Here is a 25,239-nt window from a genome sequence, read left to right as displayed (position 1 = left end):
GCCGGGACTTGAGGGAAGGGACTAGACAGAGATGGAAATCAAATCGCACAAGCTGTGGCGACGCGGCAATATCCATACACGCCGTCTGGCGCTGGAACTGCGGCTAGAGGGTGCGGCAGGTGTTTTTCTGACCCGCAAGGACATTCGCCGCCTTCCACAGATATTTGACGCGCCACAGGGCAGGGTGACCGATTGCCCCGCCTGGCGACGGCTGATGCGTGCGCGCCAGCCTGTGCCCGCTGCCGCCGTGGTCGAAATGCTTGCGCTTATCACGCAGCGCTGTGCCTATTGGCCGGTCAAATTCTGTGCCTGGCGCGAGGGCAGCAGCCCGGCTGAGACAGACACGACAGACGTGACAGATGCGGACCCGGTGCCCGATCTTCAGACGCAGGGGCGCGCCATTTTCGAGGTCGGCAGCCAAGAGATCGGGCGTGCGGCGGCCGAGATGGCGGTCGCCGTGACCGCAGCCATGATCAAGGGTGTCTCGCGCACAAAGCTGAACGCGATATTTTTCAAGCGGCTGGAGCGATTCCTGAAATTGACGAACCAGCAAACCCCCGCAGCGGACGCGCTGGAACTCGCCGCCTTGGCGGAGACACGGTCCATTCCTTGGTCCCCCCTGCATCGATCGCAATACCTTCAACTGGGGTCGGGGCGGTATTCCCACCTTTTGAAAGGGTCGGAATCGACGAATACAGCATCGGTCAGCCGGGCCATATCCCGTGACAAGCGTCTGACGCGCGATATGCTGAACGAGGCAGGGCTGCCGGTTGCGCGGCAGCGCATGGCGCGCAGCGAAAAGGCGGCCGTCCAGCAGGCGCGCGCTATTGGTTATCCGTTGGTCGTAAAACCGCTGGACGGCAATATGGGCAATGGCGTCACCGTCGGCGTTCCTAGCGAAGAGCGGCTTTTGCGGGCCTTTCATCACGCGCAGAAATACTCCCGCAGGGTCATTCTGGAACACGTCATTCCGGGCGAGGAATACCGCCTTTTGGTCGTGAATGGCCGCTACGTCTCGGCCATGCACAGAAGCCCGGCCCAAGTGCGCGGGGATGGCACTTCGACCGTGCAGGAGCTGGTCACGCTGGAAAATACGCGCCCCGAGCGTGTGCCTGCCACGCGCGGGCGTACATCGGTGATGAAGTCGATCCAGCTTGACGACGAGGCGGCGGAACTGCTGAACGATCAGGGCCTGACGCTAGACTCTGTTCCGACGAACGGCACCAAGATTCTGCTGCGCCAGGAATCCAACCTCTCGCGCGGGGGCGAGCCTTTTGACGTCACGGACAAGGTCCATCCGTCGATCCGCGACGTAGCCGAGAGGGCGGCGGCGGTCATAGGCCTTGATGTCTGCGGCGTCGATTTCATAACCACCGATCTGGAGCGCCCCTACACCGAAACCGGCGGCGCCATATGCGAAGTCAACAGTCGGCCCGGCGTAAATCCACACCTTCATGTGATGGGCGACGACGCGCACAAGGTGACCGAGGCGATGCTCGACATGCTCTATCCCATCGGGACGCCCGCGCGCATTCCCGTCGTCGTGTTACTTGGCGCGCCCGGTCAGACGCGCCAAATGCGCCGCGATATCGAGGCGGTTGCAACCCGCGCCAACAGGCCGCTGGGCGCTGTGTTCAGCCGCACGCGCAGCAAGGCACGCCGCGCGACCCTGCGCAGCGAGACGGGCGAAACCCTTAGCCGCGACAGCCGGATTGAGATCGGCATCATCGAAATCACGCCCGCGCAAATGGTGCGGCGTGGTCTTGGCGTTGAATATGTCGACTTTGCGGTTCTGGCGCCATCCGACGGCTCGGACACGCAAGAGCAGGCCGCGCAGTCGATATCACGGATCGTCGGACCCCGCACCGCATCGCTGGACGATCCCGCATCGTTAGTGCGCGCGTCGGAAACGCTGGGGTTGCCGGTTGACGCAATCCTGCCCAACGAGGTGCCTGAGCCTGAGATGCCTGCGCGCGCAATGACGCTTGCGACGGATAGGTTGACCGCGCTTTTCGTCGGCGATGTCGGGTTTGGGGAATCCTATATGCACCGCCCCCGCGTTGCGGGCCTGCAAGACATCCTTGCCGCACACGGCCCTGGCTATTGTCTGACTGGGCTCAAGGGGTTGTTGGACTCGGCCGACTTGACCATCGCCAATCTCGAAGTGCCACTTGCCGCCACGCCCGACCCGGCGCTGGAGGGCCGCAAGAATTATCTGGGCTGGTGCGATGCAGCCCCCACTGTCACAGCGCTGACAGACGCAAAAATCAGCGCGGTCACACTTGCCAACAATCATATGCTGGACTGCGGGACTGCGGGACTGTCCGAAACACAGGCAAGGCTGCACAGCGCAGGCATCGCCAGTTTTGGTGCGGGCGGCAATGGTGAGGCGGCGGCGCGTCCCTTTGTTCACAGGTTCGCGGTGAACGGAGTGGAACGCTCGCTCGTCGTGTTTGGCGGGTTCGAGCGCCGGGGGCGCTATGAGAATGAATACCACTGGTATGCAGGTCGTCGTATCGCGGGGATTGGCAAGCTGAGCGCGCAGCGCATTGCCGATCAGATTTCGGAATTGCGGGATACTTTGCCCGATCCTACCTTTGTCGTCTTTCCCCATTGGGGGGTCGATTACGCGGACGTCACACAAAAGCAGCGCGATATGGCTGCCGCACTGGCAGATGCCGGGGCCGACCTGATCATCGGACACGGCGCCCACATCGTGCAGGACGCCGAGATGATCAAGGATTGCGCCGTGATCTATAACATCGGCAACTTTGTCTGGAACACGCCCGGCCGCTTTTCCAAGCGCGGCGTGCCTCCCTACGGCCTCGCCGTGGCGCTGGATTTCACCGACCAACAGCAGGGCAGAGCGGCGCTGCGGCTCTATCCGATCGTGACGGACAATGCGCTGACCGAGTTTCGCAACCGTCCTGTCACCGCCGAAGAATTCGAGGACGCGCTGGAACACCTGCCATTCGCCACGCCCCAACTGTTTCGCCGCGCCGAGGATAGCGTCGGATTTCATCTGGAAATGGAGCTTCCCGACCGTCGGCCGATCATGGCGAATGATATGCCCATTGATATGGGGCAGCCCATACCGGCGGACCTTGCGCCCGGCGAAGCACCCTGACGTAACTGCCGCCCTCTGGCTGGATCGTCGCCCCAGACGCGTGCCAAAATCGCGCAACCTTGTCCGAGATTAAGGTATTCGGCCCGATCCCGCGGGCATCGGATGCTATGATGAACCCATCCTGCATGGCCTCGATCCGCCATGCAAGAACGCTGCTTACCCATCCGGGGAGGCCGGTCAAATTGGGATCCTACCGGAGAGAAATATGAGCATGGATGAACAATACGCAGTGCGGCCCGCCGCGCCGGGACAGGGCGCGATCAGTCGGGTTTCCTGGGGTGCGATCATTGCGGGCGCGGTTGTTGCCGTCGCGGTGATGATCTTTTTTGCAACGCTCGGCATCGGCATGGGCGCCGCCATCGTCGATCCACAATTCGACCAAAATCCGGGCGCGGGCATGACGATCGGGACCGGTATCTATCTGGTCATAACGCAGCTCATCGCACTGGGCGCAGGCGGGTACGTCGCGTCACGCATGGCTGGGATTCCGCGCTTGATCTCTTCCTTGCTACATGGCGCGTCTGTCTGGGCCGTGGCCACGATCTTTCTCGCATGGGCGTCGGTAACGGGTGCGGGCGCAGTGTTCGGCGCCGCAGGCGCGCTGATGAGCGGAACCGCCAGCACGGTTGCCACTGCCGCCGATGCGATCATTCCCGACGACATCTCGCTGCCCGATCCGTCCGAACTGGTGGATAATCTGTCGATGGACGATCTGCCTGACGAATTGCAGGCGACTTTGCGCGAGAACGGCATCACCGAGGCGAACCTGCGCTCCGAAGCGAAAGAGGCGTTTCGCAATGTCTTTAGCAAATCCGAGCAGGAGGCAGCAATTGCCGAGGCCAGATCGACGCTTCGCGACATTGTGTCTTCGCCGGGCGATATCAGCGCCGATCTGGATGCTTTCGCAGACGACATGCTGGGTGGCCCCAACGCGATCCTGTCCGAAGAGGATTTGCAGCAGGCCCGTGCCGTCATGGAACGCCGCCTTGGCGTAACGCCGCAGGAAGCCGAGCAGATGGTCAACGAGGTCCAGTCTCAAGTAGAGCAGTCGGTCAACGCGCTGCGCGACGGGGTCCAAGCGGCTCAGACACAGGCGATCGAGGCGGCGCAGGCCACCAGTGATGCGCTGGCGTCCGTCGCGCTGCTGCTGGCGCTTGCCTCGCTGCTGGGCCTTGCTGCTGCCTGCGGCGGTGCGTTCGCGGCTAAACCCGACAGCCTGATTGGTGATCGTCGCGACGATCACGTATAAATCGGCCTGATGAAGAAATAATGGCCCCTCTGCGTGCAGGGGGGCCATTTCCTTGTGCCACTGTTGCACCGGCAAGGACCCCCATAGACAAGATCGATGCCAATGCCGGGCTGATTTCCAGCATGCTGAATGCATAGCGTCCTTTTCTGGTTTGCAGCACTCGGTATCGCCAAGCTGGCGACAACGCCCAGTTGATCATCGGCGCTATCAAAGAGGCCGGATTCGGGGACATCGACAACAACCATGCGCCCGACACCATCGCAAAGGCGCAAACGCTGATCGACCGAAACGGTCGACTCAGCTACGGTCACGTCGACAGTCGAGCAGCCTCAGCCGGAAATAACTGTCGAAGTGCCGGAACCGACCGTCACCGTGCAGCAGGTCGCGCCGATCATCACGATCGAGCAGGCCCAGCCCGTCATCACCGTCGTCATTCCGGAACCCATCGTTACCGTGCGCATCCCCGACCCTCAGGTTGACGTCAATAGCGCCGAACCGCAGGTCAGCGTCACGCAGCCCGAGCCGGTCGTGCGTTTCGTGCGTCCCGAGCCCAAGATCACGATTCAGGAATCCGAGCCCAAGTTAAATATCCAGTCCGCCGAAGCCGATGTTCAGGTCGACAGCGCCGAGCAGGCCGATATTTCGGTCGAGCAGGCCGAGGCAACGTCGACGTGCTGCAATCGGATGGTGCCGATGTAGACGTCAAGGCAGCCGAAGAGGAGGCCGAGGTCAACATCAGCCAGACCGACGATGCCGAAGTGAATGTCGAGCAGGGCGAGGCCGTCATCGAAATGCAGGACTATGAGGCTGACGACAGCGGCAAGATGAAAACCGAAAAGGATCGTGCGGTCTACAACGACAACGTGACCCAGAACCCGATCAGCCAGATGCTCGTCGGTGATTTGACTGGCATGAATGTGCTGAGCGAAAGCGGCGAAGATGTTGGCGAGATCGACAATATCGGCCTGCGCGGCGATACCATTGTCGCGATCATCGGGGTTGGCGGCTTTCTCGGGCTGGGCGAGCGTGAGGTGGCACTGCCTGTTGACCGTCAGAGCGTGCGCGATGGCGCCGTTTATCTGCCCAAAACGTCCGAGGCAGAACTCAAGAACATGCCGGAATATAACGACAGCGAAGTCGTCATGTCCGACGGCAATGGCACCATTGCCGATCTTCTGGGCAGCTGAACCGCGTCAATAGCTTTATAAATCTGCTGTCGCCCGATATCGGGCGGCAGCTTTTTCGAGGGCGGTGTGCTAGCGTCCATAATCGCAAAACCAAATTTTAAAAGGATATGAAAGAATGACTGGAATTGGTTGGATCGGATCGTTGATTGTCGGCGCGCTTGCGGGCTGGATCGCGGAGAAGATCATGAAGGCAGAACAGGGCCTGCTGATGAACATCATCCTCGGCATCGTGGGCGCGCTGATGCTGAACTGGCTGCTGGTGCTGATCACCGGCTCGACGCTGGGCGGATGGTTCGGTCAGTTGGTCGTCGCGGCTGCGGGCGCGTGCCTGCTGATCGGCATCGTGCGCATGATCCGGCGCAAGGCCTGAAGACCGCGCCGGGCTGTGAGGGTCAGACCCCGCGCCCGCCCGGCGTTTTATCTGCGTGTCCCGTCGACTTAGTGTCGGTCAACGTATCGGAGCGCGGTTTCGCATCATCGATGTCGCCTAGAAAACGCCCGATTGTGTGCAGTGATGTCGTCTCGTCGCAGGCGACCTTGACGACGATCAGAATCGGCAACGCGACGATCATCCCCATGAACGACCAGATCCACGCAAAAAATGCGACGGTCAACAACACGACCGTCGTGTTTAGCCGCATCCTGCGTGAGATCAGCAAGGGAGTGATAAGCTGCCCCTCGACAGCCGTGAGGGCGATGTAGGCTGCGAACACGCCCGCCGCAGGCCAGACGCCATTCAGACTGACAAACGCAACGGCAGCGGCGATGGCCGCGCCCAGAAGGCCGCCGAGATAGGGAACAAAGTTCAGCCCGAACGCCATCACGCCAAAGACAACCGCGCTGGGCATCCCTCAAATGGCCATCGCGATGGCAACCGCGCCCCAGAGGCCGAGGTTGATGAACGTTATCCCGCCCAGATAATACCCCAGCCGCTCCTCGATTGAATGAAAGACGTCGACTGCGCGGCGTTTATCGGCGAACCGATCAAAGCTCTGGACAGTCTTGGTCAGGAACATGTCGCCCGATGCCACGAGAAAAAACAGCAGGATCAACGAAAACATGATGCGGCTGAGGAACCCCGGCGCCATGCTGAACAGTGTCGCTGCGACCCCGGTGTTCGATACGATCTCGACCGAGACGGTTTCCTGATCCGTTTCGGCGACGATCTCTTCGACGGCGACTGTGGCGTCCTTGATGGCCTCAAGGGCGCCGCCCGAGGACGAAAGCTTGCTCTTGATTTGCTGCATCAGTGAGGGCAGATCATCTCGATGAACTGAGCCGCCGGTGTGCTGAGTTGAACCAGCAACAGCGCAATGACGATCGTGAGAAGGCCTGTGAATATCGCGGCTGAAAAGACCGCAGAAACGCCGATGCGTTGCAGCCACCGGCGCGGACGGTTGAGAATGAAATAACCCAAGATCGCCGCCGTGACCGGGATCAGGAAATCGCTGGCCCAGACCAGCCCTTGCAGCAGCAGAATGATGAACATGCCGTAGATCGGAATGGCCAGCCGTTCCAGAACCTGCGCAAGTCTGGCCGATTTGGTGGCGTCTGCACCGGTGATCTCATAACTTTGGGGGGGGGGGGCGGGGCCATTTAACCGTCTTTCTGATCGTGCAGGGTGACGACGGACTTGATCGGGAAATGATCGGAGCCGAATGCTTCGAGCCGTTCGAACGACACCAAACCGATGCCCTCGGTCAGAAACATCTGGTCGATGGGAAATCGCAGGAACCAGTGCCGTGCATCGAAACTGGACAGCATTCCGCGCCCGACGCGCGGGTCCCGGTAGTTGCCGTATCGCTTGAATCGGCGTGTCGTCCAGGACCACGCCACGTCGTTGAAATCACCCATGCACACGGTCGCCAGATCGGATGCTCCGGTGATCTGGGCGGCGCGCTTGATTTCCTTGTCGCGCGATGCGGTATCGTTCCCCGGAACCGGGGGGCGGGGGTGCACGCCGATAAAGTTGAATTTACTGCCGCTCGGGCCTTGCAGCACGGCCTTGACCGTGGGGGTGTCGTCGCCCGACAGAAACAGCAACTCGCAACTGATCGTTTGCAGCCGCGTCGCAAAGATCAGCCCATAGTGGTTGTCCATAGGATGCGCCTTGACGAAGGAGTAGCCCTTCAGGGTTTCCTTCAACGCCGTGTGCCAGACCTCATCCGCCTCCATCAGGAACAGCACGTCCGGGTCCTCACGCTCGATGATGCGGATCAGGTCGGCGTGACGTGTATTCTCCATCAGCACGTTCGCGGACAGCAGGCTGATCCGCTCGTCCTGCGGCGCATTTTCGACTTTCACAACCTCCTTGGTGGCCCATGGAGTGTAGGGAAATATCCTGATCGCATGATAGACAGTGCAGGCCAGCAGGCCGGTGATCAGTAGACCCTTGAAGAACAGATCGAGTGGCAGGACAATCAGCAGCAGCACAATTGCCAGAACAGCGATGTGAAGGCGCGGAAACTCCCACATCCTGATCCACCACCGCACGCTATTGGTCAGCGGCAGAACCGTGGCCACAAAAATCGCCGCAGCGACCACCCAGATTATTCCACTCAGCAAACACTCATCTCCGATTTCAGATAGTCGCCGCAACGCCCGGATCCGCAGATAATCAACGACTGCAGAATAGGTTCCGCTGCCGTTGTAACACAGGCAAGTGCACCGGACTTGGCAAGCTGCACTGTCCGTATAGACTGAACCGCGTGCAAAACGTAGGCCGAAGGGTGATCCTGTCGTCGGGTGTGCGGATATCACTTGTCATCATATGCCTCCTTGACGGCATAGGCATCGCGCCTGACGTTCTTGGCGGTTCGCATCGGGGCGCGGCTGGAGATTTTCGGGTCATTAGCCCCATGTTCATCAGATCGAAGGCGATCACGGCCAGCGCGACACCCGCGATCAGCGCAGCCATACTTGCGCCCAGCCCGGCTTCGGTCATCATGGCAACCACTGCGACCAGCATGTTCAGCCCAACAGCGAGCTGAGGCTACCCGTTGCGTCCGACAGCAAGTTGACTGCGCTCTTGCTAAGGTTCGGATCACTCATGTCTGGTCAAATTGCGTCGCTGGGTCTGCTGCTGTATTTTTGCCTCTACACTGGCGGATGGCTTGGGCGGTGTTGATCGGAGCTTGGGGGTGGTCATGACAGGTCTCCTTGAATTCAGGCTACGAAGCTGACGATGACCAGAACGACGATTATCACGCCGATAAGATAGAAAAGGCTGTGCATCTGGATGTCCTTTACGGGCGGGTGCCAGCGTGGCGCCCGTTCGTGGCAGAGCGTAGATGCTATTTTTTGGCGTCGGGGCAGGCAGACTCTAATCTGCATTAACCTTTTGCAAATGAATGAAGCCGCAGAGCGGATTGTGCCTATCGCAGCGGCCTGTCCGGGGTAGCGTGAGACCTGTCATGAAAGGACCACACCCATGAGCATCGACACATTGGAAGACCTCTATCTGGAGCAACTCAAGGACATTCACAGCGCGAACACCCAAGCCCTAGACGTCACCAACGAGATGGCCGAAGTGGCAAGCGACGCGAACCTGAAGGATGCGTTGAAATCCGGCGCGGACGGTATCAGTCGGGGGAATGAGGCGCTTGAGGACATCGCCAAGCGTCACGAAGAAGATCTAGGCGGCGCCCATTGCAAGGGCATGGAGGGCCTGGTGAGCGAGGCGCGCGCGCATGCCGTCGACGAGAGTTTCGGCGATGACGCCGTCAGGGACGCGATGATCATCACCCAGTATCAGCGGCTGGTTCACTATGCGCTGGCGGGCTATGGCTGCCTCGCCGCATTCGCCGGGCGGCTCGAATTGGGCGAGGATGAGCGCGCGTTGAAATCCTGCCTCGACAAGACTTATGAGGGCGATCGCACCATGACCGACCTTGCGACCGGCGGGATTAACAAGGATGCGCTGGACTAAAGCGTTTCGGGTTCATGTCGAAAACAAGCTTGAATTTGGAACGCGCGAAACATTGATGCATTTTGGGCGTTTCGAGATATCCGAGAAATATCTCGAAACGCTTTAGAATTGCGCCGGATTAGCGACTTTGGTTGGCTCGGGAAACCAGGATGTATCCATATCGACAAAGGCGTCGACGAATTCTGTGTCCTTTTCCCAATTGTCGCGATCCAAAAGGCGAAAATAAGGTCGCTCGACCTCAATCTCGCCGGCGGCGATGAATGCGCGCAGCATCTTGTTCACATAGATTGAGGTCAGTCCGACGGCCTGTCCGATTTCGACCTGACTGAACGGCACCCGAAACCGATTGCCCAATCCCACATTGGCCACTTCCAGCCGGGCGCGCAGTTGCAGCAAAAAGAACTTGAGCTTGCGGCTCGCATCCATCGAGCCGAGGCAGGCGGCATGATGACGCAGCGCGATCTGATCGAGACTGCCAACCGCGATCAGCAGCGCCGCGAGCCTCGGATAATCCGTCAGCAACGGCGCGAGCCCCTTGCGCGGGAATGGACAGATGATGCCGTCCGTCTGCATCACGATGCGGTGGCTGGTGTGGGTCGATCCGATTTCGGCCAGCCCGATGACCTCGCCCGGCAAATAGATGCGCAGGATCTGGCTGCGCCCATCCTTGCCCTCCGCCTTGACGACGGCCCAACCCGATTTAAGGACCATGACGCCCTTGGTCGGATCGCCCACGCTGGTGACGGGGCGCCCTTTGGCCAGCGGGCGTTCGTCCTTTTCCATTTCGGCAATGAAGGCGCGTTCGTGTTCCTCAAGCTCGACAAAGCGGGCAAGTCGGCTGACGAGGCAGCTAATGGAATTTTCGCTAGTCTTTACCATCAAATTTGCTTTTCGTGTCTGGGGGCGAGTGACATACGTCCCGGTGTTGTTTGGCATGCGTTGACCTGCGTTGCGATGACGCATGTCATTCAGGTGATCTGAAAACAGATGAGTTCGAGGGTCTTTCCAACGTCGTTAAGTGGGGCGATGCGCGCGAGGACTGGCTGGCCGCCACTATGATCGAATCGCCAGACTATGGTATTTAGGTAACTGGAAATTGCTCCGAAATGCCACCTCGGCGGGATGCCGCCTTTACTGTCGTCGGACGCAATTCCCGCCATTGATGATTTTGCGGATCAGTTCAGCAATTTCGGTGTGAAATTCAGGCTGCGCGTTCTTTGGCAAGATTCCCTCATGAGCCGATGCCGCGTCGTCGAGAAGGCCTATAATCCCTTACTCAGGCAGCATCTTGTGATCGTTCAACGCCAGTAACATTGCTTCGCAAATCGACAAAGCCGCAGCTCTTGAAACGTCATTTTTTGTCTCATGATATGAGATCCTTTCAGGGCGTAGCCCTTGTGCCGTTGCGTCCGCTCGCGATACATTTGTTACGCGTGACAGTTTCGCAGCAATGGCCTAATTTAAACTGACACAGGTCAGTTTAAGGTGCGGCTAACACGTCAAGTTTTATCAGCATCGATGGCAAACTTCCGGGTTGATCTGATATGAATAAGGGGGCCACAGCCTTATGAGCAAACTTCAAGCGCTGAACGGCCTTCAAACTCCGTTTGTTTACAAACTCAGTGCCTTCATGTCGTTCTCCAATGACGAAATGGCGATACTCGATCGGTTCGATCACCCCCAGCGCAGTTTTGCCGCCGGGACGGAACTGGTGCATGAGGGGCAGAGCAATCCTGCCGCCTACATTCTGGTCGATGGCTGGGCGATTTCCTACAAGGTGCTGCGCGGGGGCGGGCGCCAAATCGTCGACTTTCAGATACCGGGCGATTTTCTGGGACTGCGCAGCGTCCTGCTTCGCACGGCCGACCACAATATCGAATCTGCAACAGCGATAACAGCGGTTGAGGTGGGGGTCCCGGATGTGATGGCCACGTTCCGGGAATCGCCTCGCCTCGCTTGTGCCGTGCTTTGGGCGCTGTCGTCGGACGAGGCCATCGTCGTTGAGCGACTGGTCAGCCTCGGACGCCGGGATGCGCTTGAGCGGGTCGCGCATTTCTTTCTCGAGTTTGGCGCGCGGCTGAAATTGGTCGGGCTGGCGACGAGGGAGGGATATGCTTGCCCGCTGTCGCAATATCATCTGGCAGACGCGCTGGGCCTCAGCGCCGTTCATATCAACCGCGTCCTGCGCCAATTGCGCGAAGAGGGGATGATGACCTTTCGTGGTGGCAAGGTTACGTTCGACGATTTCGACGGGCTGGTAAAACTCGCCGATTTCGACACGGCCTACATGGATTTCGAAGGCCCGCTGTTGAAGTAAGCCCGGCTTCGCGCCCGACGGATGCTGCCTGCGGCATGTGTTCGGGGCGGCATCTGTCGGCACCGGGTCAGCCCCTGAGAGAATGCAATGCTGCATCGCCTTCTGCTTTCCGGGCTCTGTTGATCCCGATCAACGACAGACCTGATCAATCCGCTACTCTGAATTTTGAACGGTGCTCAAGGTCCTCAATCGACTTGGGGAACAGGTCAGTAAAAAGGGCAGGAAATCTATGTCGACGCAACGCGGGGATACGTGGTTTCAAACCACCGAACCGCTCCGTTCGCTAAACAATCCCTTTCATCCGGTCCTGCCGATGGGGGAGTTAGCGTAGCGGCTGCAAACCTCGAACCGACGATGCACAGAGGCCCATCATAAGGGCCGGTGCTGCCTAGGCCTGCTGCTTCCCGCTATGCGCCAATGCAATACAGAAAAATGGAGCGAAATGAAATGAAAGCTGCACGCTGGCACGCCGCCAAGGACATACGCGTCGAAGACATCGACGAGCCGCAGGTCACCCCCGGTGACGTCAAGATCAAGGTCGCATGGGCCGGCATCTGCGGGAGTGATCTGCACGAATACCTCGCCGGGCCGATCTTTGTTCCCGTGGGCGAAAACCACCCGCTAAGCCATGACAAGGCCCCGATCACGATGGGCCACGAATACTGCGGAGAGGTAGTGGAAGTCGGCGAAGACGTCGATGACATCGCAGTCGGCGACCGGGTCGCGGTGGAACCGATCTATAATTGCGGGCATTGCGCGCCTTGCCGCAACGGTCTTTACAACCTGTGTGAAAATCTGGGCTTTGTCGGCCTGTCCGGAGGTGCCGGTGGTTTCGCGGAATATTCTGTCGTGCCCGCACGAATGGCGCACAAGATGCCTGATGACCTGACTGACGAACAGGGCGCGCTGATCGAACCCGCCGCCGTCGCCCTGCATGCGGTGCGCGTCAGCACCATCAAGGCAGGGGACACCGCCGCAGTCTTTGGCGCTGGCCCGATTGGGTTGCTTGTGGTCGAGGCGCTACGCGCTGCCGGTGCCGCACAGATTTATGTCGTCGAACCGTCACAAACGCGCCGCGACAAGGCGCTTGAATTGGGCGCGACCCGCGCGCTGGACCCAACTGCCGGCGACGTGGTCGAAGAGATCCGCACAGCGACCGGCTGCGGTGTCGACGTTGCCTTTGAGGTGACTGGCGTGCCGCAGGTCCTGGCGCAGGCGATCGACTCCACGCGCTACGAAGGACAGGCGTTGATCGTGTCGATCTGGGAAAAGGAAGCGTCGTTCCAGCCCAACACGATCGTGCTGAGCGAACGACAGATCAAGGGCTCAATCGCCTATCGCAACGTCTATCCCGCGGTGATGGAAATGATGGCGCGCGGTTACTTTCAGGCAGAAAACCTGGTGACCAAACGGATCGAAATCGACGATATCGTCGCCGAGGGGTTTGATGTGTTGTCATCGGAAAAATCCCAAATCAAGATATTGGTGAAGGCCCCGTCCTAAGGCGCTTTTGGACTGAGGAACATTGCCATAGGGTAAACATTGGCAGCCCATGGCGTTAGCCTCAACTGGGCCAGCGCTTTTTAAAATTTCGCAAAATATGGACGTTCGCTTTGATCTTAGCGAACGTCCACTTGCCATTTTTACCCGGCACGGCCGGGATGCCATCCGTGCACCCAGCTTCTATCAATGGCTGGGAGGTGCCGTGCAATCTTGCGGTCCATAAGCGAGCCGGGTATCGGGCCAGCCCCATAGTGCAGCGTCAAATGCTGCGTCGTCAAAAAACCCTCAGGGCGATCATGTGCCATTTCACGACATTTCAGGACGGCTGCGACACGATAGCTCGCCGAATCTTCGCAGTGCGCGTTAGCCTTGTGATGACCATGGGCTCACCGAAGAGACCGCTGTCATTTTACTGGAATACGTGCCGCTGATCGCGGCGTGGCAACGAAGCCTCTCTGGTGAATGATGCGCCAGCAGGGGCTTTTTCTATTCTGGCGATGATTCATGGAACGACTGGAACTAACAGCTGGGCTGCTTCTGTCACAAAGCGGATCTTATGCGGCGGTTGGCAATGCAATGTGCGCGGGCGCGGTTCTGGCAATTGATGAGATCAACCACGATCCCGAGTCTGAAGTTCGGATCAAATCAGTTCCTGCAGATCCGGCGGGGCAGCTTGTCGGGTATGTCGAGGGCGCGCGCAGCATATTGTAGGATCACCGCCGGGAACATGTCATCGGCTGCTACACGTCATCCAGTCGCAAATAAGTCCTGCCATTGTTCGAAAATACAGACGCGCTGCTCTGGTGCCATCGCATTCCGAGGCGTTCGGAACGGATGTGCGACAGCACGGTCCTGCCCGTGTCGCGCCGCCCTTCAAATACCGTTCAGCGATTTTGCTTGTGAGAACGAGTGGCAGCTTGGCATCGCGTCCAATAGCAGCATCACGGACACATCCCAAGTCGTGATCCTGTCAAAGTCGGCGCTGCAGTACTGGCTGAACTCCCAAGTCAACTCGGGCAGGCTGATGCTAGTCACCCGGCTGTAATGTGACGGCAGGATCGGCGCTAATGGGATGAAAATGATCGCCACGCTCACTGTAAACTGGAAATTTACCGAGGACCGCGCAAAGGAAGATGCCACACGCCCCGTCCGTCCCACCGATGGTCGTCGCCCTGAGGGTGACGCGTTTGGCCACACGGCATTGGACGTGGAAAAGTTGCCGTTGCAACGCGACATTGCAGCTCGCCTCGACCCGGCCTTTCTGAAACGGCTCGCGCCGCGCAAGCCCATAGTGTCCGAAGGTGCCTTTGAGCCGAAGAAGATGATGAGGTTCGAACTGCGGGTCGATGGCCGCGAAGGCGACGAAGTGGCATTCGACGGACGCTTTTTTGGCGCGACGAACTGCGCGACAAAGGTCTAATTAGTCTGCGCGTCGGCGCGTTGTTGCCCAGCAAATACGGCCAGATCAGCCGCGAAGCTTTGACAAGTGTTTTCGTAAAGTGATGCGGTGCGACACCCCTCGAAGGGCGCCCATGCCAAACCGGTCGATGAACAGGTTGCGTCGACTGGCTCTGACCTGCGCCTCTGTCATCCTTGAGGATGAGGTGGCATTTTAGGAGCTTTTACTCCTGATTTACTTGTCATCCAGACAGGGTGATGAATGGTAAGCGGTGCTTCAGCCCTTGCGCACCAGATAGACGGCGCACCCTTCGCCCGTATCCACTGACAGCAGCTCATGCCCCGCCTCGGCGCAGAAATGCGGCACGTCGATCGCCGCCGCCGGATCGTCGCAGATCAGGCGCACTTCGCCCCCCGGCGCGAGGCGCGTCAGGCGCTTGCGCAGTTTTAGTACGGGCAGGGGGCACAACAGGCCGATGGCGTCGATCTCTTCCATATGGCGCGGGGTAGCAGGCGCGCGCGGCGCCTGTCCACAAACTTGTGAGATACCGTCGCGTGACGCCGCCGATCCGATGCGCTAAGGCTGCGACATGTTCGGAATCGAAATAATGGACGCGGGCCTGATCCCCGCGATGATCGTGGCGCTGCTGGCCGGGACGCTGTCCTTTCTCAGCCCTTGCGTGCTGCCTATTGTGCCGCCCTATTTGGCTTATATGAGCGGCGTTACCCTCCCGGACCTCGCCACTGGCCGCGTCCATCGCATGCGAGCCATCGTGCCTGCTCTCTTCTTTGTGCTGGGCCTATCGACCATATTCCTGCTGCTGGGCGCGGCGGCCTCGGCGCTGGGCCTTGCGTTCCTGCAATATCAATCGACGCTCAGCGGTATCGCGGGTGTGCTGGTGATGTTTTTTGGCCTGCATTTCCTCGGGATCATCCGCATCGGATTTCTCGACCGCGAAATGCGCGTGGATGCAGGCGACCGGGGTGGCAGTGCGTTTGGCGCCTATATCCTCGGCCTTGCATTTGCCTTTGGCTGGACGCCCTGCATCGGCCCGCAGCTGGGTGCGATCCTGTCGCTGGCAGCGGGCGAGGCTTCGGTCGCGCGCGGCACCGCGCTACTGGCGGTCTATGCTATCGGCCTGGGCGTGCCCTTTATCCTTGTCGCGGCGTTCTTGCCACGCCTCACAGGCGTCATGAGCTGGATGAAGCGGCACATGGACCGGATCGAGAAAGTTATGGGTCTCTTGCTGTGGACCATCGGTCTTATGATGCTGACCGGGGGATTTTCCGCCTTCGCTTTCTGGCTGCTTGAGACATTTCCTGTCCTCGCCGTGCTAGGCTGAACCTGCGCAGCTCAGGTCTTACTCTCGCCCCGATGATCGCCTAACGTGACGCGAGAAATGCCAGACCCGGATCATTCTGCATGAGCAGCCAGCGCAAGAGCATCCCTGACAGCCCCGTGCCACAGGTGCGTACGCGGCGCGTCTTCTATATTCCCGGCTACGATCCGATCCACCCGCGCCGCTACCGCGAACTATACCGCAAGGAGGGCGCGGCGCAGGCTGCCATTTCAGGTTACGAGCTAAAGCTGAACGCGCGCAAGGGAACGGTCATAGGTCGCTATGGTTGGAGCGTGACTGGCAACATGGACGGCACCGAGGTGGCGGCAGAGGTCGACGTGCTGGTCTGGTCGGATATCGTGCGCAGCTCGATGAGCCACACGATCCTCGCCACCTATCTGCAACTCATCCGCACTGCGTGGACCTATATCGCTAGCGGTGCGCTGTTTCGCCTGATGCGCTTGCGCAAGGGACCGGTGATCGCTGCGCTCTACCCGGTGGGATTTCTGCTGGTGCAGCTTTTTCTGGCCATTGCCGTGGGCTACGCACTCTTTTGCGGTGTTCTGGCGCTCTGGGGCGTGGTTTCGTTGCCGGGTGCCGTTGCCCAACTCTTCGGCGCAGGATTGGGGATCGCCGCAGGCTATGTCCTGCTGCGCTGGTTCAAGGCGCGCGACGGTAAGTTTTATGCCTATTATCTCATGCACGACTATGCTTATGCCGCGCGGCATGGCGGCGCCAACCCGCCCGCGCTGGAGGCGCGCATGGCCGAGTTCGCGGATGAAATCGCCCACGCATTGACCGGTGTTTCAGACGAAGTTCTGATCGTCGGCCATTCGTCGGGTGCGCATCTGGCGGTGTCGATCCTCGCTGACCTGATCCGCGCAGGCCGCGTGTGTGATGATGGCCCGGCGCTATCGTTCCTGTCGCTGGGGCAGGTGGTGCCGATGGTGTCGTTCCTGCCCGGCGCACACCGTCTGCGTGCGGACCTTGCCTATCTTAGCCAGAGCGGTGCGTTGACATGGGTGGACGTCACCGCACCCGGCGACGGCTGCGCCTTTGCGCTATGCGATCCTGTTTCGGTCAGCGGCGTAGCCCCACTGCGCAAGCGCTGGCCGCTGGTGATCTCGGCGGCGTTTTCCCAGACACTCAGCCCCGCGCGCTGGCGCGAACTGCGCTGGAAGTTCTTTCGCCTGCATTTTCAGTATCTCTGCGCGTTCGACAGACCCGGTGATTACGATTATTTTCGTATTACGGCAGGTCCGATGACGCTGAGCCAGCGCTATGCAGGCCGCGCGCCCTCGGCCAGCCGGATCGAGCGGGCGGTGAATAAATACACCAGCATTGCGGCATGACTCTGCCGCCGAAACCACCGTCGCGACCCGGTCGCGTGTCGCTGTGGCGCTATCTGCAACTGTTCCGCGCCGATATCCTGTCGGCCCAGCCCGCGCGCCTCTATCGCGCGTGGATGGCCGAGTTTCGCACGCCGTTCTTTCGCTCGTACCTATGCAATCAGCCGGACCTTGTGGACCTCGTGCTAAAGGGGCGGCCCGACGATTTTCCCAAATCTGACCGCGTGCGCGAGGGGCTGACGCCACTCTTGGGAAATTCCGTGTTCGTCACCAATGGCGAGGTGTGGAAGCGCCAGCGGCGCATCATCGACCCGGCCTTTGAGGGCGGGCGTTTGCGCGACGTCTTTCCGGCGATGCTGGAGGCGGGGCAGAGCGCGGTGCGCCGCCTTGCGCCACTGGCCGATGGCACACCCCGCGATATCGAGGGCGAGGCGAGCCATGTAGCCGCGGACGTGATTTTCCGCACGCTTTTCTCGATTCCGATCGAAAACAAGGTGGCGGCGCGTGTGTTCAACGAGTTTCGCGATCACCAGCGCACGCAGCCGGTGGTAAACCTAGCGGCGCTGATCCCGTTGCCCGCATGGATGCCCCGGTTTCACAGCCGCAGCACGCGGCGCACCGCCGAGGTCATTCGCAGCCTCATCCGTGAACTGACGAGTGGGCGCATGACGCAGATCGAGGCTGGGGATGCCCCGGACGATTTGGCGACCAAGATTATGACGACTGCCGACCCAGAGACCGGCCAGCGCTTTGATACCGAAGAGATGGTTGATCAGGTCGCGATCTTCTTTCTTGCGGGGCATGAAACCAGTGCGTCGGCGCTGGGATGGGCGCTTTATCTGCTGGCCCTCTATCCCGAGTGGCAAGACCGCGTGGCAGCGGAGGCCGAGGCGGCGTTTGGCGCTGGCCCTCCCGAATTCTCGCACATGTCCAAGCTGGCCCAGACGCGCGATGTTTTCCGCGAAACCCTGCGCCTTTATCCGCCGGTACCGATGATGGTGCGGCAGGCGCGTTGCCCTGAGGTTTTTCGAGATCGTAAAATATCCCCCGGCGCGCAGATCGTGCTTAGCCCGTGGCACCTGCACCGGCACGAACGGATATGGGGCGCGCCAGACGCGTTTGATCCGGCGCGCTACGGGACAGAGGCGGGGCGCAAATGTCTGCGTGAGGCGTTCATACCCTTTTCCGCCGGGCAGCGCGTCTGCCCCGGTGCGGGATTTGCGATGATTGAGGGCGTGCTGCTGCTGGCGATGCTGGTGCGCGCTTATCGCTTTGAGGTGGTGCCAGAGCGCCCAGCGATGCCGGTCGCGCATCTGACTGTGCGTGGCAAGGACGGCATCTGGCTAAGGATCACGCCGCGCTGAATATTACCCCCGCATGCGCGCGCCATCCGCGTCAAAGAGGGGCGCGGTGATCAGGGTGGCATTCCGCATCTGCCCCAGTATTTCGATCTGCGCTTGTTGTCCGCCACTCGCCATGGCGCGCGGGATCAATCCCAGCGCGATGGACTGCCCAACATGGTGCGAGTAGCCGCCGGAGGTGACGAATCCCTTGACCTCGCCGTCCAGCCAGATCGGCTCGTACCAATGCGCGTCGGCATCGTCGGCGTCGACATGAAACGCGACCAATTGGCGCGCGGCACCTGCGCTGCGCTCCGCCTCGGCGGCGGCGCGGCCGATGAAATCGGCGGGTTTGCTCCACTGGATGAACCGGTCCATGCCTGTCTCGCCCGGTGTGTAATCGGGCGAGAATTCCGCGCCCCACGAGCCAAAGAACTTATCAAGGCGCAGCGACATCATCGCGCGCATGCCAAACGGGCGCATTCCGTACGGTTGCCCCGCCTGCCAGAGCGTATCCCACAGCGCGCGCTGCGCCATAGGATCGCAGTAGATTTCATATCCCAGATCGCCAGTGTAGCTAACCCGCTGAATGAGGCAATCGGTCATGCCCACAATCGCGCGGCGCAAATCTAGGAAGCGCATGTCATCCACCGGACCCTGCGCGCATGCGATCAACACCTCACGCGCCTTGGGGCCTGCTATCTGAAACCCGGTCAGGCGGTCGCTGATGTTCTCGACATGCACGTCTGGCGCCTCATGCTGCTGGAACCAGCGCATATGCATAGCCTGCGCGCCGTAGGAGGCGGTCAACTGGAACGCGTTATCGGACAGGCAGGAAATGGTGAAATCACCCATCAGCCGCCCGGCGGGCGACAACATAGGCGTTAGCGATAGCCGCCCCGGCTGTGGCACGCGCCCCGCCATGATGACGTCCAGCCAATCACGAGCATTAGGCCCCGTCACCAAATACTTACCGAAATTCTGCACCTCATTGATGCCGACTGCTTCGCGGACGGCACGGACCTCGCGCGCAGTCGCATTATGTGCGTTCGAGCGGCGAAAGCTGGGCGTCTCATAGCGCGGCTCGTCGTCAGTCGCGAAGTAGTTGGCTACCTCTAGCCCATATTGCTGGCCCCAAACGGCGCCCATCTCGCTGAAAATGTCATACATCGGCGTCGTCAGGAAGGGCCGGGCGGCGGGCAGTTCCTCGTTCGGGTAGCTTACCGAGAACCGCGTCTGGTAATTCTCGACCACCTTGGGCCTTGTATAGCCCGGCGTGATCCAGTCGCCAAAGCGCGCCACGTCCATCGCACCGACGTCGCGTTCGCATTCGCCATGAACCATCCACTGCGCCAGCATCAGCCCGACGCCGCCGCCCTGACTGAACCCGGCCATGACGCCGCAAGCCGACCAGTAGCCGCGCATCCCCGGCACCGGGCCGACCAGCGGGTTGCCATCGGGCGCAAAGGTGAAGGGACCGTGAATGACCGATTTGACGCCCGCGCGTTCCAGTGCCGGAAACCGACGATATGCGAATTCTATACTCGCCTCGATCTTGTCCAGATTATCAGGCAACAGCTCGTGCCCGAAATCCCAAGGGGTGCCGTCCACGGCCCATGGCTGACAGGGCTGCTCGTAGAATCCGATGCAAAGGCCGCGGCCCTCCTGCCTCAGATATGATTCCCCGGCGGGGTCCATGACGTGCGGATGCTCGGTGTCGCGCGCGACGATCTCGGGCACATCGTCCGTCACGATATACTGATGCTCCATCGGGTGCAGCGGCAGATAGACACCTGCCATCGCACCCACCTCGCGCGCCCAGAGGCCGCCTGCGTTGACGACATTCTCAGCGTGGATGGTGCCCTTGTCGGTGACGACGTCCCACGTGCCATCGGCGCGCTGCCGTGTCTCGCGCACCATGCACTGCGTTTCGATCACCGCGCCGCCCATGCGCGCGGCCTTGGCATAGGCGTGGGTCGTGCCGGAGGGGTCGAGGTGGCCGTCAAGTGGATCGTAGAGCCCGCCTATGATGCCGTCGGTGTTCGTCACCGGCGCGATCTGGGCGATTTCCTCGGGCGTGACGATACGGGTATCGAGGCCCATGTAGCGATGCTTGGCCCGCTCGGCCAGCAGCATGTCAAAGCGATCAGCATTGTCCGCCAGCGTCACGCCGCCGACATGGTGCAGGCCGCAGGACATCCCGGTGATCTCTTCCAACTCCTTGTAAAGGCGGATGGTGTAGCCCTGAAGGGCGGCCATATTGGTGTCGCCGTTCAGGGTGTGAAACCCACCGGCCGCGTGCCATGTGCTGCCTGACGTCAGCTCGGAGCGTTCCAGTAGCATGACGTCGGACCAACCCAGCTTTGTCAGGTGATACAGTACGCTGCATCCGACGACGCCGCCGCCGATTACGATGGCCTGAGTTGTGGTCTTCATGTGACGTCCCTCCCGATTTGCGTTCAGAATGCTACCGGTCGGGGGTGGCGCGCATGTGCGGCTGCGACGGGATGTGTCGCGAACGGACCGCAAGGATGTCGCCGCGTTTCACTGGAACCTGATGGAAACGTCCTATATGCGATGGCATATGAACGACATCCTGCTCATCCCCGCGACCCTATGGCGCAAGGCGCGCAAATATTCCCGCAAACTGTGGGTGCGGGTCATGTTTATGGGCATTTTGTCCCTGATAGCACTGGGCATTACCCAGATTATCGAGACTTTCGTGCCTGATAGCATGGCCTCGCGGATGACCGGCGCGTCGGCGGATCGCCTGCTGAATATCATTTCCAGCGCCATGCTATCGGTCACGATCTTTTCCATGACGGTGATGGTATCGGTCTATCGCAGTTCGGCCTCGCAATGGACGCCGCGGGTCCATCAGCTGATCATGCAGGATTCCACGACCCAAAAGACTCTGGCGGCCTTTATTGGCGCGTGGGTCTATGCGTTGATTGCGATCATTCTGCGCGAGACGAGCGTTTTCCGCGACGAACACGCGCTGATCATCTTTTGGCTAACGGTTCTGGTGCTGGCCTATGTGGTCTGGTCGCTGGTGCGCTGGGTGCTGCATTTGCAGACGTTTGGCAGCCTCCTGCACACCACGCGGCAGGTTGAGGACATTACAAAGGAGCGTTTTCAGGAGCGGTTGAAGACGCCCTGCCTCGGGGCCAATCCGTTGCATGGCGCTGTGCCGAACGCCGCCTGGTCAATCGAGTCCGATCAAAGCGGCTACATCCAGCATATTTATCCCGAAGGGCTGAACGCCGTGGCCGAGCGATACGACGTGCGCCTCTATCTGCCGCAGCCTATCGGGTATTATATTTTCCTCAACGAGCCGCTTTTATGGGTCGAAGGCGACGTGACCGAGGACGATCGCGAGGAATTCCTGTCGCTGGTGCGCGACCATGTAAACGTCATTGATCTGCGCGACTACGATCAGGACCCGCGCTTTGGCCTTGTCGTGATGGGCGAGATCGCATCAAAGGCTCTGTCGCCCGGCATCAACGATCCCGGCACAGCCATCGACATCATCACGCGCGTCGGGCGCATCCTGTCCAGCTATTCCAACGAGGCCGATGAGAATAGCGAGTCGCGTGAGGGCGGCCCCGAACTGGACCGGCTCTGGGTGCCGCCGCTAAAGCCCGCCGATCTGCTGGATGACGGTTTCGGCTCGCTGACCCGCGACGGAGCGCAGTTGTACGAGGTGCAATTCCGGCTACAGGCGACGCTGGCGGGTCTGATGCGCCATCCCGACAAAGGGTTGCGCGACGCCGCCTTTGACTATGCTGAAATGGCGCTGCGCCGTGCGGTCGAGGCTATGGATTTTGCCCCCGACCGCGAGCGCCTGCTGGCCAGCGTCGACGAGCGCTTGCGCGTGCGCGTGACGCAAACCTGAGCCGCAAATGTTCTGGGGAAAGCACGCACTTGCCTTACTGCGACGCGTCTTGTCGCAGTAAGGCAAGTGCGTGCCCCGATCCACCGCCAAACTGGACGCAGAGCGGGCAAAGGAGCGCATAGATGAAAACCCACGCACAGGCTGTCGTGATCGGCGGGGGCGTCATTGGATGCTCGATCCTATATCATCTGACGAAACTGGGCTGGAGCGATGTCGTCCTGCTAGAGCGCGATGAACTGACGTCAGGGTCGACTTGGCACGCGGCGGCCAACATCCATGGATTGCATGATAGCGCCAATATCAGCCGCCTTCAGCACTACACCATGACGCTCTATAACCGGCTCGAGGCCGAGACGGGCCAGAGCTGCGGAGTGTTTCAACCCGGTAGCCTCTATCTGGCCCAGACAGAGGCGCGCGAACACCAACTGCGCCTGCAGGCGGCCAAGGCCAAGCTATATGGCATGAACTTTCATGAGGTGGACAGGACGGAGGCCGAGCGCCTTCACCCGCTGGTCGATTTCGATGGCATCCGCTGCATCATGTGGGAGCCCGATGGCGGCAATGTGGACCCCTCTGGCGTCACGGCGGCCTACGCGGCCGGTGCGCGGGCGGCCGGTGCGGAGATTCATCGCTTTACTCCGGTTATGGCGACCGTTCATCAACCCGACGGCACGTGGATCGTCGAGACGCCCAAGGGCAATATAGCGACGCCTTGGGTCATCAATGCCGCGGGCCTATGGGGCCGCGAGGTGGCGGCACTGGCGGGGGTAGAATTGCCGCTGCAACCGACCGAGCACCAGTATTTTGTGACCGAAACGATTGCCGAGATCGCTGTACTGGATCGCCGTTTGCCCTCCGTTGCTGACCGCGACGGCGAATACTATCTGCGCCAGGAGGGCAAGGGCCTGCTGATCGGTGCCTACGAGAAAGACATGCGATTCTGGGCCGAGAATGGCACGCCGCTGGATTTCGCGCATGAACTGTTCGCCGACGATCTGGACCGGATCGAGGATAACATGATGCGCGCGATAGAGCGCGTGCCAGTGGCGGGCGCGGCCGGTATCAAGCGGGTCATCAACGGCCCGATGATCTGGACGCCCGATGCCAATGTGATCCTTGGCCCCGTGCCCGAGAAACAGGGGTATTTCTGCTGCAACGGCATCATCCCCGGTTTCAGCCAGTCCGCCGGAATGGGCCTGATGGTCGCGGACTGGATCGTCGAGGGTGAGATGCGCTATGATATGTTCGCGTGGGACATGGCGCGGTTCGGCGATTGGGCCGACAAGGCATTCACCAAGGCGAAGGTGGGTGACCAATACGCCAACCGCTTTGCCATCCATTTCCCCAATGAAGAGCGCGCGGCAGGCCGCCCCTGTCGTGTGCGGCCCGCATATCAGATGCAAAAGGACATGGGCGCCGTCTTTGGCCTTAACTACGGGTGGGAGCATCCATTGTGGTTCGCAGATCAGCCCGGGGTGGTCGACACCAACGGCTTTGCCCGCCAGAATTGGTGGGCGCCGGTGGGCGCCGAGGCGCGGATGCTGCGCGAGGCTGCGGGAATTATCGACATTTCGAACTTTGCCAAATACCGCTGCGCCGGGGCTGGGGCCGAGGATTGGCTGAACGCTGTCTTTGCCAATCGGATGCCGAAAACCGTGGGCCGCTCGTGTCTGACGCCGCTGATCTCGGTGCGGGGCGGCATTGCGGGCGATTTTACCGTAACACGCACCGGCGAGGACGAGTTCTGGATCATAGGATCGGGCATGGCCGAGCGGTATCATGCGCGGTTCTTTCAGATGGTGCCGCTGCCAGATGGGACGGTGTTCGAGAGCCTTACCGAGGCGACCTGTGGCTTTAACGTGGCTGGCCCAAAATCGCGCGAAATGCTTCAGCGGCTGACAAATGCCTCGCTGGCGACAGTCGATTTTCCGTTCATGCGATCCCAACAAATCGAATTGGCAGGGGTGCAATGCCTCGCCCTGCGCGTCAGTTTTACCGGCGATCTGGGGTGGGAATTGCATTGCGCCGCCGCCGATCAGGTGCAGCTATACACTGCGTTGCTGGAGGCAGGGCGCGAATTGGGCGCAGGCCCCGTCGGCAGCCGCGCGTTGATGAGCCTGCGCATCGAGAAGGGCTATGGCAGTTGGAGCCGCGAATACAGCCCCGAATACTGGCCCCAAGAGGTGGGGCTGGCCGGTCTGGTCAAGATGGATAAGGATTTTCTGCACAAGGATGCAGTGGCTAAGGTCATGGAAAAGGACGCTCGCGAAACGCTGGTCCTACTGCACCTCAATGAGGCCGATACCACCGCCTCAAACGCCGACGCGACCGGTGGCGAGCCGATTTTCAAGGACGGCGCCGGTATCGGGCGCGTGACGTCCGGCGCCTATGGCTATTCGGTCGGGATGAGCCTTGCGCTGGGCTATGTGAAGGGCGCGAAGGCGGGCGATCAGGTTGAGGTCATGGTGCTGGGGAGGCCGCACAAGGCGATGATATTGGCGGAGCCGCCATTTGATGCGACCGGGGCAAAGCTGCGGGGGTAAAACCGGATCGCGCGCGGCAGAAATAGTGCAAGTTTTCACCCAAACTCTGAATTGGGTGGTTGC

22 protein-coding genes are annotated in these 25,239 nt (G+C 60.5%); 15 read left to right on the top strand and 7 right to left on the bottom strand.

Annotated elements, in window-relative coordinates; all coding sequences use genetic code 11:
* Positions 1–31 precede the first annotated feature (31 nt).
* From U3654_RS08830 to U3654_RS08810, 5 genes are all read left to right on the top strand, one after another.
* The gene (locus tag U3654_RS08830; protein ID WP_324754967.1) at positions 32–3,127 is read left to right on the top strand and encodes a CapA family protein; all 3,096 of its coding nucleotides are present in this window, start codon (positions 32–34) and stop codon (positions 3,125–3,127) included.
* Between the two features lie 205 nt (positions 3,128–3,332).
* On the top strand, positions 3,333–4,376 hold the full coding sequence (locus U3654_RS08825) for a hypothetical protein (protein WP_324754966.1): 1,044 nt from the start codon (positions 3,333–3,335) through the stop codon (positions 4,374–4,376).
* Positions 4,377–4,727: 351 nt separating this feature from the next.
* Positions 4,728–5,075, top strand: a complete 348-nt coding sequence (locus U3654_RS08820; protein ID WP_324754965.1) for a hypothetical protein — start codon at positions 4,728–4,730, stop codon at positions 5,073–5,075.
* Entirely contained in the window at positions 5,048–5,563 is a 516-nt protein-coding gene (locus U3654_RS08815; RefSeq protein WP_324754964.1) for a PRC-barrel domain-containing protein, read from the top strand. The genes U3654_RS08820 and U3654_RS08815 overlap by 28 nt, the downstream gene beginning before the upstream one ends.
* 115 nt (positions 5,564–5,678) lie before the next feature.
* Positions 5,679–5,933, top strand: coding sequence for a GlsB/YeaQ/YmgE family stress response membrane protein (locus U3654_RS08810; protein WP_324754963.1), 255 nt, complete (start codon positions 5,679–5,681; stop codon positions 5,931–5,933).
* Between the two features lie 22 nt (positions 5,934–5,955).
* Here U3654_RS08810 and U3654_RS08805 read toward each other — a convergent pair whose 3' ends face one another.
* The 4 genes from U3654_RS08805 to U3654_RS08790 form a co-directional block, all read right to left on the bottom strand.
* Positions 5,956–6,411: an AI-2E family transporter gene (locus tag U3654_RS08805; RefSeq protein WP_324754962.1), complete on the bottom strand. Its 456-nt coding sequence runs from the start codon at positions 6,409–6,411 to the stop codon at positions 5,956–5,958.
* Between the two features lie 3 nt (positions 6,412–6,414).
* On the bottom strand, positions 6,415–6,810 hold the full coding sequence (locus U3654_RS08800; RefSeq protein ID WP_324754961.1) for a hypothetical protein: 396 nt from the start codon (positions 6,808–6,810) through the stop codon (positions 6,415–6,417).
* A complete protein-coding gene (locus tag U3654_RS08795) occupies positions 6,810–7,052 on the bottom strand; it encodes a hypothetical protein (protein ID WP_324754960.1) in 243 nt (80 codons plus the stop codon). The genes U3654_RS08800 and U3654_RS08795 overlap by 1 nt, the downstream gene beginning before the upstream one ends.
* Positions 7,053–7,159: 107 nt before the next feature.
* Complete coding sequence (locus U3654_RS08790; RefSeq protein ID WP_324754959.1) at positions 7,160–8,128, bottom strand: endonuclease/exonuclease/phosphatase family protein; 969 nt, start codon at positions 8,126–8,128, stop codon at positions 7,160–7,162.
* Between the two features lie 865 nt (positions 8,129–8,993).
* Between U3654_RS08790 and U3654_RS08785 the strand changes: the two genes are divergently transcribed.
* The gene (locus U3654_RS08785) at positions 8,994–9,491 is read left to right on the top strand and encodes a DUF892 family protein (protein ID WP_324754958.1); all 498 of its coding nucleotides are present in this window, start codon (positions 8,994–8,996) and stop codon (positions 9,489–9,491) included.
* A gap of 102 nt (positions 9,492–9,593) precedes the next feature.
* On the opposite strand, the gene U3654_RS08780 is transcribed toward U3654_RS08785, so the two are convergent.
* Positions 9,594–10,370 (bottom strand): Crp/Fnr family transcriptional regulator, encoded by a 777-nt coding sequence (locus U3654_RS08780; RefSeq protein ID WP_324754957.1) that lies wholly within the window; start codon positions 10,368–10,370, stop codon positions 9,594–9,596.
* Positions 10,371–11,058: 688 nt separating this feature from the next.
* On the opposite strand from U3654_RS08780, the gene U3654_RS08775 reads away from it, so the two are divergent.
* The 4 genes from U3654_RS08775 (at position 11,059) to U3654_RS08760 (ending at position 14,731) form a co-directional block, all read left to right on the top strand.
* Complete coding sequence (locus U3654_RS08775) at positions 11,059–11,808, top strand: Crp/Fnr family transcriptional regulator (protein ID WP_324754956.1); 750 nt, start codon at positions 11,059–11,061, stop codon at positions 11,806–11,808.
* 447 nt (positions 11,809–12,255) lie between these two features.
* A complete protein-coding gene (locus U3654_RS08770) occupies positions 12,256–13,311 on the top strand; it encodes a 2,3-butanediol dehydrogenase (protein WP_324754955.1) in 1,056 nt (351 codons plus the stop codon).
* A gap of 504 nt (positions 13,312–13,815) precedes the next feature.
* Positions 13,816–14,022 (top strand): hypothetical protein, encoded by a 207-nt coding sequence (locus U3654_RS08765; RefSeq protein WP_324754954.1) that lies wholly within the window; start codon positions 13,816–13,818, stop codon positions 14,020–14,022.
* A gap of 367 nt (positions 14,023–14,389) precedes the next feature.
* Positions 14,390–14,731 carry a hypothetical protein gene (locus U3654_RS08760; protein ID WP_324754953.1) on the top strand — a complete coding sequence of 114 codons (342 nt, stop codon included), beginning with the start codon at positions 14,390–14,392 and terminating at the stop codon, positions 14,729–14,731.
* 255 nt (positions 14,732–14,986) lie between these two features.
* Here U3654_RS08760 and U3654_RS08755 read toward each other — a convergent pair whose 3' ends face one another.
* Positions 14,987–15,205, bottom strand: a complete 219-nt coding sequence (locus tag U3654_RS08755) for a sulfurtransferase TusA family protein (RefSeq protein WP_324754952.1) — start codon at positions 15,203–15,205, stop codon at positions 14,987–14,989.
* A 94-nt stretch (positions 15,206–15,299) separates the two neighbouring features.
* On the opposite strand from U3654_RS08755, the gene U3654_RS08750 reads away from it, so the two are divergent.
* The 3 genes from U3654_RS08750 to U3654_RS08740 all read left to right on the top strand — a co-directional run bounded on the left by U3654_RS08750 (position 15,300) and on the right by U3654_RS08740 (position 18,762).
* The gene (locus U3654_RS08750; RefSeq protein ID WP_324754951.1) at positions 15,300–16,052 is read left to right on the top strand and encodes a cytochrome c biogenesis CcdA family protein; all 753 of its coding nucleotides are present in this window, start codon (positions 15,300–15,302) and stop codon (positions 16,050–16,052) included.
* An 80-nt stretch (positions 16,053–16,132) separates the two neighbouring features.
* Positions 16,133–17,401, top strand: a complete 1,269-nt coding sequence (locus U3654_RS08745) for a hypothetical protein (RefSeq protein WP_324754950.1) — start codon at positions 16,133–16,135, stop codon at positions 17,399–17,401.
* On the top strand, positions 17,398–18,762 hold the full coding sequence (locus tag U3654_RS08740) for a cytochrome P450 (RefSeq protein WP_324754949.1): 1,365 nt from the start codon (positions 17,398–17,400) through the stop codon (positions 18,760–18,762). The genes U3654_RS08745 and U3654_RS08740 overlap by 4 nt, the downstream gene beginning before the upstream one ends.
* Before the next feature lie 3 nt (positions 18,763–18,765).
* Here U3654_RS08740 and U3654_RS08735 read toward each other — a convergent pair whose 3' ends face one another.
* Positions 18,766–21,174 carry an FAD-dependent oxidoreductase gene (locus U3654_RS08735; RefSeq protein ID WP_324754948.1) on the bottom strand — a complete coding sequence of 803 codons (2,409 nt, stop codon included), beginning with the start codon at positions 21,172–21,174 and terminating at the stop codon, positions 18,766–18,768.
* Between the two features lie 28 nt (positions 21,175–21,202).
* Here U3654_RS08735 and U3654_RS08730 point away from each other — a divergent pair, with 28 nt between their 5' ends.
* On the top strand, positions 21,203–22,633 hold the full coding sequence (locus U3654_RS08730) for a DUF2254 domain-containing protein (RefSeq protein ID WP_324754947.1): 1,431 nt from the start codon (positions 21,203–21,205) through the stop codon (positions 22,631–22,633).
* 122 nt (positions 22,634–22,755) lie between these two features.
* The gene (locus U3654_RS08725) at positions 22,756–25,176 is read left to right on the top strand and encodes an FAD-dependent oxidoreductase (protein WP_324754946.1); all 2,421 of its coding nucleotides are present in this window, start codon (positions 22,756–22,758) and stop codon (positions 25,174–25,176) included.
* The last annotated feature ends 63 nt before the right edge of the window (positions 25,177–25,239 follow it).

It is taken from the genome of Roseovarius sp. Pro17 (assembly GCF_035599575.1).
Classification (GTDB): domain Bacteria; phylum Pseudomonadota; class Alphaproteobacteria; order Rhodobacterales; family Rhodobacteraceae; genus Roseovarius.
Note: the sequence above shows the minus strand (reverse complement) of the source record. Positions and strands in the feature narration are given on the sequence as shown.

Coding starts and splice junctions, on each gene's coding strand:
- U3654_RS08760 (WP_324754953.1), top strand. CDS start 14,390: ATGATCGCCACGCTCACTGTAAACTGGAAATTTACCGAGGACCGCGCA.
- U3654_RS08740 (WP_324754949.1), top strand. CDS start 17,398: ATGACTCTGCCGCCGAAACCACCGTCGCGACCCGGTCGCGTGTCGCTG.
- U3654_RS08785 (WP_324754958.1), top strand. CDS start 8,994: ATGAGCATCGACACATTGGAAGACCTCTATCTGGAGCAACTCAAGGAC.
- U3654_RS08770 (WP_324754955.1), top strand. CDS start 12,256: ATGAAAGCTGCACGCTGGCACGCCGCCAAGGACATACGCGTCGAAGAC.
- U3654_RS08750 (WP_324754951.1), top strand. CDS start 15,300: ATGTTCGGAATCGAAATAATGGACGCGGGCCTGATCCCCGCGATGATC.
- U3654_RS08805 (WP_324754962.1), bottom strand. CDS start 6,411: ATGCCCAGCGCGGTTGTCTTTGGCGTGATGGCGTTCGGGCTGAACTTT.
- U3654_RS08830 (WP_324754967.1), top strand. CDS start 32: ATGGAAATCAAATCGCACAAGCTGTGGCGACGCGGCAATATCCATACA.
- U3654_RS08725 (WP_324754946.1), top strand. CDS start 22,756: ATGAAAACCCACGCACAGGCTGTCGTGATCGGCGGGGGCGTCATTGGA.
- U3654_RS08745 (WP_324754950.1), top strand. CDS start 16,133: ATGAGCAGCCAGCGCAAGAGCATCCCTGACAGCCCCGTGCCACAGGTG.
- U3654_RS08810 (WP_324754963.1), top strand. CDS start 5,679: ATGACTGGAATTGGTTGGATCGGATCGTTGATTGTCGGCGCGCTTGCG.
- U3654_RS08765 (WP_324754954.1), top strand. CDS start 13,816: ATGGAACGACTGGAACTAACAGCTGGGCTGCTTCTGTCACAAAGCGGA.
- U3654_RS08825 (WP_324754966.1), top strand. CDS start 3,333: ATGAGCATGGATGAACAATACGCAGTGCGGCCCGCCGCGCCGGGACAG.
- U3654_RS08735 (WP_324754948.1), bottom strand. CDS start 21,174: ATGAAGACCACAACTCAGGCCATCGTAATCGGCGGCGGCGTCGTCGGA.
- U3654_RS08730 (WP_324754947.1), top strand. CDS start 21,203: ATGCTACCGGTCGGGGGTGGCGCGCATGTGCGGCTGCGACGGGATGTG.
- U3654_RS08755 (WP_324754952.1), bottom strand. CDS start 15,205: ATGGAAGAGATCGACGCCATCGGCCTGTTGTGCCCCCTGCCCGTACTA.
- U3654_RS08795 (WP_324754960.1), bottom strand. CDS start 7,052: ATGTTCATCATTCTGCTGCTGCAAGGGCTGGTCTGGGCCAGCGATTTC.
- U3654_RS08800 (WP_324754961.1), bottom strand. CDS start 6,810: ATGCAGCAAATCAAGAGCAAGCTTTCGTCCTCGGGCGGCGCCCTTGAG.
- U3654_RS08780 (WP_324754957.1), bottom strand. CDS start 10,370: ATGGTAAAGACTAGCGAAAATTCCATTAGCTGCCTCGTCAGCCGACTT.
- U3654_RS08775 (WP_324754956.1), top strand. CDS start 11,059: ATGAGCAAACTTCAAGCGCTGAACGGCCTTCAAACTCCGTTTGTTTAC.